This window comes from Candidatus Burkholderia verschuerenii (assembly GCF_001189365.1).
Classification (GTDB): Bacteria; Pseudomonadota; Gammaproteobacteria; order Burkholderiales; family Burkholderiaceae; genus Caballeronia; species Caballeronia verschuerenii.
Genome location: NZ_LFJJ01000241.1, coordinates 1 through 7,751 on the forward strand (window position 1 = coordinate 1; position 7,751 = coordinate 7,751).

Genomic DNA, 7,751 nt, shown 5'->3' on the forward strand with positions numbered 1-7,751 from the left:
GCGATACCTTGCTGCCGCTCGCCTCGTCGTTATATGCGGTGCCGCTGGTGATTCTTTACCCGCTGCTGACGGCGTGGATCGGTATCGGCATGGAATCGAAGATCGTGTTCGGCGCGATCTACGGCTTCTTTCCGATGCTGCTCGCCACCGCCGCGGGCGTGCGTACCGTCGATCGTCAATTGCTGGTCGCGGCGCGCAGCATGGGCGCGGGGCGCATGCAGCTCGTGCGTCATGTGATGTTGCCCGCAGCGGTGCCGTCGGTGTTGTCCGGCATGCGGTTGGGCAGCGCGATGACCGCCATCGGCGTGGTCGTCGCGGAGATGATGGCGGCGACGTCCGGCATCGGCTTCGTGATCACGCAAAATCGCACGCTGTTCAATACCGCCAACGTTTATTTCGGTATACTGCTGGTTCTGGTGCTTGCCATCGCGCTCGATTAGCTCGTCAACTTCCTGCAACGGATCGCCTCGCGGCGCTATCCTCAACCTGAAAACAAGTCATGAAACCAGCATCGCATGCGCATACGCTGCGTGAACGTCTGAAACAGCGCGATATCGTCGTCGTGCCCGGTGGCGGCTCGCCGCTCGAAATCAAGCTGATCGGCCGCGCCGGTTTCGAAGCCGCGTATCTGAGCGGTTATGCGACGGCGGCATCGCGCTACGGCGTGCCGGATATCGGCCTCGTCGCGTATGGCGAGATCGAAAACGCCGTGCTCGCGGCCACGCGTATCGCCGACGTGCCGCTGATTGTCGATTGCGACACCGGCTATGGCGACGTGACCAACATGTATCGCACCGTGCAGGGCATGGAGCGTCTGGGCGTCGCGGCCATTCAGATCGAGGATCAGGCGTGGCCCAAACGTTGCGGCCATATGGATGCGAAGATCGTCGAGTCGCGCGAAGTCGCGTTGCGCAAGCTGCGCGCCGCCATCGAAGCGCGTCTCGATCCGGACACCGTGATCATCGCTCGCACCGATGCGCGCGGCCCGCACGGTCTCGACGAAGCGCTCGAACGCTGCCGCATGTTTCGCGACGCGGGCGCGGATGTCGTGTTCGTCGACGGTCCGCAATCGCTGGAAGAACTGGAGATCATCGGGCGCGAGCTGGCGGGCGGTCCGCTGGTCGCGAACATGTCGGAATCGGGATTGACGCCGTTGTTGTCGGCGGCGGAATTGCAGGAGCTGGGCTTTGCGATCGCGCTGTTTCCGAGCAGCACGGTTCGCCTGTCCGTGCGCATCATCGAAGACTTTCTCGCGAGCCTCAAGGAAAGCGGCGATTCGCGCGCGTGGGTCGACCGCATGGCTAGCCTGTCGCAGACCAATAGCGCGCTCGATATCGACGCGATGCGCGCCTTCGAAGCCCGCATTCTCGCGGACGTGAAAGAGCGTCCGGCCTAACGCACAAGGAGACACGACGCATGACCTCGAACTACTATATCCGTATCCTCCGGGCGGTGCGACCGCCACCGACCGCATTCTGAAGGGCGCGATCGATCTGCATCATCACGGCTTTCCGGAAATCAGCTTCGAAGCGAAGACGCGTCTCGAAGACGTCGATGAAATGTCGATCGCGCGCAATGCGGGCATGCTCGGCATCGTGCTGAAATCGCATATGTTCCCGACCGTCGGACGCGCATATTACTTGCGCAATCTCGTGCCGGGCATCGAAATTTTCCCGAGCATCACGCTGAATTACGCGGTCGGCGGCCTGAATCCGATGGCGATCGAAAGCGCGGCGAAACAGGGCGCGAAGGTCGTGTTCATGCCGACATGGAGCGCGGAGCACGATATCGAACGCGGCGGCATGAGCCGGCATTTGCGGCATTTCATCGACCGCGCCGAAAGCACGCTGCGGCCGGGCAAGGGCATTCGTCTCACGGGCACCAACGGCAAGCTGCTGCAGGAAACGCGCGAATGTCTCGATTGCGCGCGTCAATACGGCATGACGATCTGCACTGCACGGGGCATGTGTCGCCGACGGAGTCGATCGCGCTCGCGTTGGAGGCGAAGGATTACGGCATCAATGAAGTGATTTTCTCGCATCCGGACAGCAATTCGGTGGGCGCGAATCGCCAGGAAATCCGCGATATGTGCGCGCTCGGCGCGGTGTGCGAGTTCTGCGCGCTCGGTTGTCTGCCGTCGCTCATGCGGATGAAGCCGAAGGATTTCGCGGATGTGGTCGGCGATATCGGCGAAGACAAGGTGATTCTCACGACCGACTACTTCTTCGAATGGTCGCCGCCGGGTCCGGAAACGATGCGCATGCTGATCGGCACGTTCCTCGCGCTGGGCATGTCGGAAACGGCGGTGCGCAAGATGGTGCGCGAGAATCCGGCCCGCATGCTCGGCATGGATGCCGATCGTCTCGCCAAGCTCGATGCGGAACAGGACGCGCATCGCGCGCAATCGGCGCAGATCGACGTCTGATCGTTCGGATAGCGAAATAATAACGGAGACGATTTTCATGGTTCAGCAAGTTGCAAGCCGCGCATGCTGGAAAGCCGCCGATCTCGCGCAGACGGACGACTGGTTTCATCGGCTGTCCGATGAGGCGATCGCCGATTTCGAAACCGCCATGCGCACGGCGGTGGCATCGGAAAAGGAATTGTTCGAACTCGACGTGCGCGATTTTCCGCTCGGTGCGGCGGGCCGGGCCGCGCTCGATCATGTACACGATGCGACGCAAAACGGCCTCGGCGTGATGGTGCTGCGCGGCTTTCCGGTGCAGCGTCACGCGCCCGCGCATCTGCGGATGCTGTTCTGGGAGCTCGGGCTGCATATGGGCGTGCCGCGTCCGCAGGGCAAGCAAAGCCAGTACATGTCCGATGTGACCGATGCGGGCGGCGTATATCGCAGCACGAAAGGGCGCGGCTACAACACGCGTTCGAAGCTGGATTTTCATGCGGACAACGCGGATATCGTCGGCCTGATGTGCGTGAACGCGGCGATGAGCGGCGGCGAAAGCCTGATCGCGAGTTCCGTGTACGCGCATAACGTGATGCTGCAGGAGCGGCCCGAACTCGTCGCGGAGCTATACGCGCCGTTTATCTTCAGCCGTCAGGGCGAGGAAGAGCCGGAAGAAGGCCCGTGGTACGAATCGCCGATCTTTTCGGTGACGGACGGCCAGTTCGCATGCCGTCACGTGCGCAATCACATCAACGGCGCACAGGCGGGTTTCGACGATATTCCGCGCCTTACGCCGCAACAGACCGAAGCGCTCGATCTGTTCGATGCGATCCTCGCGCGCGAAGACGTGCGCTTCGCGATGCATCTCGAACCCGGCGATATCCAGTTCCTCAACAATCACACGCAACTCGAACAGGCGGCGGCGCTCGCGAAGCGTCATCCGAAGCTAACGATCGTGCTGAATCATTGCGGCGGGCCGCTCGGTATCGGGCCGTATGCAGACCGGCGTGCGCAAGTGCGCGACGAATGGAGCCGCGCGCTCGCCAAGGTCGCGGCCAACGACAACGCGATCGTGAAGATCGGTGGTCTCGCGATGCCGCGCACCGAACTCGCTTTCGCCGATAACGATAAGCCCGCGAATTGCCTCGAATTGGTCGAACGCTGGACGCCTTATGTGCGGACCTGCATCGATCTGTTCGGCGCGGAACGCAGCATGTTCGAAAGCAATTTTCCGGTCGATAAGGGCAGTTGCAATTACGTCTCTGTGTGGAATGCGTTCAAGCTCGTCAGCGCCGGTTATCCGGCGGCGGCGCGTCGCCAGATGCTCGCGGGCACGGCGAATCGCGTCTATGCGCTGGGCGTCGAGGCCTTGACCGAGGAGACGATTTCATAACGCCCGCGCAAGGCGTGGAACATCCGTAATCCGTACAGGCACAAGACCATCCGGCACGCATCGTCGCGCGCACGGAACGTCGGAGGAGACATATGAAAAATCGCCGCATCTTCATCTATATCTTTCTGTTTTCGCTCACGAGCATCAACTACATCGACCGTGTCGCGCTGTCGGTGGCCGCGCAACCCATCGCGCACGAGTTCGGCATCAGCCCGATTCAGATGGGTTATCTGTTTTCATCATTCATTTGGACATATTTCGCAAGCCTGATTATCTGGGGGATCGCGCTCGACCGCTGGGGAACTCGCTGGGTCAATGCGATTGGTATGGCCGTGTTTTCGCTTGCGACGGTAGCGACCGGTTTCGCCTGGAGCTATATGTCGATTCTCGTCACGCGTCTCGTGATGGGCGCTGGCGAGGCGTCGTCGTATCCGGCGGGCGGCAAGGTGATCCGCGAATGGATGCCGGCGCGCGAACGCGGCATCGCGGCGGCGGTGCTCAATAGCGGCTCGTATGCGGGACCGGCTATCGGCGCGATCGTCGTCGCGTTTGCGGTGCAACTGTTTGGCTGGCGCACGGGCTTCATTCTGGTCGGCAGTTCCGGCACGATCTGGCTGTTCTGCTGGCTGATGTGGTTCAGAAAGCCCGAGCTTGCAACCTTCATCGACGAAGACGAACGCGCGCTGATCCTGCGCGAACGCAATGGCGGCCTGCCCGATACGCCGACCGGCCCGACGCTCTCGATTCCCGACATGCTCAAGTCGACCAGCGTGTGGGGACTGCTGATCACGCAGGCGTTCTGCTCGTATGCGCAGTTCCTGTTTCTCACCTGGCTGCCGAGTTATCTGCAGACGGAACGGCATCTGAATATCGTGAAAAGCGGCTATTTCACGGCGCTGCCATATGCGTTGTCGGTAATTCTGGCGATCGTCATCGGACGGCTGAGCGATCGTCTGCTGACCGCCGAAGCCTGCAATCGCGGCGGTCAGCGCAACATGGTGGCGGCGTCGATGCTGCTGACCGCGGTCGTGCTCACCACGCCCTTCGTCGATGACGTGTGGATCATGGTGGCGGTCTTCACGCTGTCGCTGACCGGCGCGCAGGCGGGTATCGCGATGAACATCGCGCTGCTCGGCGACCTGTTGCCGTCGTCGGCGGAAGCGGGGCGCGGCACAGGCTTGCTGATTACCGGCGGTGCATCGTTCGCGATGATCGCGCCGATCGCCACGGGCTATGTGGTCGCCATCACGCACAGCTACAACAACGCGTTCTATATCGCCGGTGTGCTGGCGCTGGCCGGCGCGTTCGTCGCGCTGACGATGACGCGACAGCCGATCCGCAGAAAGGACGAGGTGGAAGAAGTCGGCGAGGCGACCTTGCGAGCCTGAAGCATTCATCCTGAAGCATTCCTAATCGATAGACACGCAACACGTAACAAGCAGAGGACACGAACATGACAGCGAAATCCCCGAAGCAAATGACCCTGATCGGCTTTCTGCAGGCGCAGAACTGCTCGACCTATCCCGGCTCGTGGCGTCATAGCGCGGCGATGCAGGACTTCACGACGCCCGAGTACTATCAGCGCATCGCGCGCACGCTGGAAGAAGGGAAGTTCCATCTCGCCTTCTTTGACGATCGTCTCGCCATGCCCGATATCTACGGCAACGATCACGCGCAAACCACCGAACACGGCGTGTGCGCGGTCAAGATGGACCTGATCTCCATTCTCACCGCAATGGGCATGGCGACGTCGAAGCTCGGCCTCGGCGCGACGTATTCGACCACGTACTACGAGCCGTTCCATATCGCGCGCACCTTCGGCACGCTCGATCTGATGACCAAGGGCTGCGCCGCGTGGAACGTGGTGACGTCGCTGAACGATTCGGAAGCGGCGAACTTCGGCCAGAGCGAGCATCTCGAACACGACCTGCGCTACGACCGCGCCGACGAGTTCGTCGAAACGGTGATGGGCCATTGGGATACGTGGGAAGAAGGCGCGCTGATCCTCGACAAGGAAAGCGGCCGCTTCGCCGACCCGTCGAAGGTGCATCGTCTCGATCACGAAGGGCGCTTCTTCAAGTCGCGCGGGCCGTTCACGGTGCCGCGTTCGCAGCAGGGTCATCCGGTGCTGATTCAGGCGTGGCAGAGCGGACGCGGACGACAGTTCGCCTCGCGCTGGGCCGATCTGATCTTCGTCGTGTATCCGAAGTTCGAAGTGGCGAAGAAGCAGTACGCGGAGATGAAGCAGGCGCTCTCCGATGCGGGCCGCAATCCCGATGATGTGAAGATCTCGACCGCGTGCTACACGATCGTCGCGGAGTCGGACGAGATCGCGCAGAAGGAGCGCGAGTACCTCGACGCGCTTGCCAAGCCGATCGACTCGCTCGCCTTGCTGTGCGAAGTGCTCAACACCGACTTCTCGAAGCGCGGCTACGACGATCCCTTCAGCGATGCGGAAATGGCCGCGATCTCGGGCTGGACCGGCTTTCGCGATCGCGTGGTCACGCTGTCGGGCAAGAAAAACCCGTCCGTGTGCGATTTCGTCGACTTCTCGAAGCGCGCGCATCGACGAGTTCCCGGTGTTCTGCGGCACCGCGAAGACCGTCGTCGATCAGATGGAGCAATGGTTCGTCGAAGGCGCGGTGGATGGCTTCGTGATCGCGCCGACGCACGTGCCGGGCGCATACGAAGACTTCGTGCGCAGCGTCGTGCCGGAACTGCAGCGACGCGGCCTGTTCCGCAAGGACTACACCGGCGGCACGCTGCGCGAAAATCTCGGCCTGCCGATTCCGAAGTCCGGCGATTGGCGCAAGACGGCGTTCCCGAAGGCGTCGAATATCAAGGTCGCGTGACGATGGCCTGAAGCAGCGCGGCCCGGCCTTCGCGCAGATTGCGCGTGAGGTTTCTTCCCATCGCGGGGAAATCCGGGCCCATGACGAGATGAAGACCGAGGGCGGGCATCGTCGAGATGCTCGCCCGTTCTTTTTCGCGTTCGGCGAACCACGCAATGCCTTCGGCGGTGCAGTCGATCCACGATTCGACGCGAAAGCCCTGTTTTTCCAGTAGCGCGCGCATTTCGTCCGATGTCTTCAGAAAGCTCGTGCCGCTGTCGCGCGCCCACGGCACAGGATAATGCAGCGGCTCGCCGGATGCCGCGATCACGTCGAACATCGCGAAGCGGCCGCCCGGTCGCAATACGCGGAAGGCTTCGGCGTACAGCGCCGCGCGATTTTCGATGTTCATCGCTACATGCTGCGTCCACGCGATGTCGAATGCTTCGTCGTCGAAGGGCAGCGCCAATGCGTTCGCGCAGTCGTAACCGACGAGATCGGCGAGGCCGGTTTTCTGGGCGAGAAAGCGGGCTGCATCGACGAAAGACGGGCTCAGATCGATGCCTTGCACGCGCGCGCCATAGGTCGTCGGTCCTTCAGAATTAGTCGAAGCCAAGCATGGCAAGGGTTTGCCGGAAGATCGTGTTTTTCAGAACTCCCAGAAGCGATATTGATCTGAATGGTTTCCTGGGAGTTTGGAACCTCGCCGATGAGCACGCCCGATTTCTTTCGCAGCCGCCTGGACAGCATGATTGATCAACGTCACCCGCTCGCTGTGCTGGCCAATCGCATGCCGTGGGCATCGATCGAAGCGACGTTAGTGCCGGTGTTCGAGCGGCTTGCTCGTGAAGGTCGCTCCAGTGAAGCGCTGGATCTGTTTGGCGTTGCACCGAAGCTCGCGGGCGCGGGCATGAGCGCGGCTGGGCGTCCCCGGCTGCCGATCCGACTGATGGTCGGGCTGCTCTATCTGAAGCACGCGTACAACGAGAGTGATGAGTCAGTAGTCGGCCCTTCAGAATTAGTCGAAGTCAAGGGTGGCAAGGGGCCGCCGGAAGATCGTGTTTCCCAGAACTCCCAGAAGCAATATTGATCTGAATGGTTTCCTGGGAGTTTGGAACTTCGC

The 7,751-nt window shown here is 61.6% G+C and carries 8 protein-coding genes and 1 pseudogene; 8 read left to right on the top strand and 1 reads right to left on the bottom strand.

Annotation, left to right across the window (positions count from 1 at the left end; genetic code table 11):
• The 7 genes from BVER_RS26225 to BVER_RS26255 all read left to right on the top strand — a co-directional run.
• The coding region (locus tag BVER_RS26225; RefSeq protein WP_157056235.1) for an ABC transporter permease at positions 1–440 on the top strand (440 nt) is incomplete at its 5' end.
• 59 nt (positions 441–499) lie between these two features.
• Positions 500–1,396 (top strand): isocitrate lyase/PEP mutase family protein, encoded by an 897-nt coding sequence (locus BVER_RS26230; RefSeq protein ID WP_050455754.1) that lies wholly within the window; start codon positions 500–502, stop codon positions 1,394–1,396.
• Positions 1,397–1,517: 121 nt separating this feature from the next.
• Positions 1,518–2,030, top strand: a complete 513-nt coding sequence (locus BVER_RS26235) for a DUF6282 family protein (protein WP_269750811.1) — start codon at positions 1,518–1,520, stop codon at positions 2,028–2,030.
• Positions 1,913–2,425: a DUF6282 family protein gene (locus BVER_RS26240; RefSeq protein WP_157056236.1), complete on the top strand. Its 513-nt coding sequence runs from the start codon at positions 1,913–1,915 to the stop codon at positions 2,423–2,425. The genes BVER_RS26235 and BVER_RS26240 overlap by 118 nt, the downstream gene beginning before the upstream one ends.
• 37 nt (positions 2,426–2,462) lie before the next feature.
• Positions 2,463–3,797, top strand: coding sequence for a TauD/TfdA family dioxygenase (locus BVER_RS26245; protein ID WP_050455757.1), 1,335 nt, complete (start codon positions 2,463–2,465; stop codon positions 3,795–3,797).
• Between the two features lie 92 nt (positions 3,798–3,889).
• The gene (locus BVER_RS26250) at positions 3,890–5,185 is read left to right on the top strand and encodes an MFS transporter (protein WP_050455758.1); all 1,296 of its coding nucleotides are present in this window, start codon (positions 3,890–3,892) and stop codon (positions 5,183–5,185) included.
• Between the two features lie 65 nt (positions 5,186–5,250).
• On the top strand, positions 5,251–6,660 hold the full coding sequence (locus tag BVER_RS26255; RefSeq protein WP_370444280.1) for an NtaA/DmoA family FMN-dependent monooxygenase: 1,410 nt from the start codon (positions 5,251–5,253) through the stop codon (positions 6,658–6,660).
• Here the strand turns inward: BVER_RS26255 and BVER_RS26260 are convergent.
• Complete coding sequence (locus BVER_RS26260) at positions 6,636–7,244, bottom strand: class I SAM-dependent methyltransferase (protein WP_198155392.1); 609 nt, start codon at positions 7,242–7,244, stop codon at positions 6,636–6,638. The two genes, BVER_RS26255 and BVER_RS26260, sit on opposite strands and share 25 nt — an antisense overlap.
• Before the next feature lie 63 nt (positions 7,245–7,307).
• Here BVER_RS26260 and BVER_RS26265 point away from each other — a divergent pair.
• Positions 7,308–7,634: pseudogene (locus tag BVER_RS26265) on the top strand (IS5/IS1182 family transposase); the annotation flags it as partial.
• Positions 7,635–7,751: the final 117 nt, after the last annotated feature.

Coding starts and splice junctions, on each gene's coding strand:
- BVER_RS26230 (WP_050455754.1), top strand. CDS start 500: ATGAAACCAGCATCGCATGCGCATACGCTGCGTGAACGTCTGAAACAG.
- BVER_RS26240 (WP_157056236.1), top strand. CDS start 1,913: ATGTCTCGATTGCGCGCGTCAATACGGCATGACGATCTGCACTGCACG.
- BVER_RS26245 (WP_050455757.1), top strand. CDS start 2,463: ATGGTTCAGCAAGTTGCAAGCCGCGCATGCTGGAAAGCCGCCGATCTC.
- BVER_RS26250 (WP_050455758.1), top strand. CDS start 3,890: ATGAAAAATCGCCGCATCTTCATCTATATCTTTCTGTTTTCGCTCACG.
- BVER_RS26255 (WP_370444280.1), top strand. CDS start 5,251: ATGACAGCGAAATCCCCGAAGCAAATGACCCTGATCGGCTTTCTGCAG.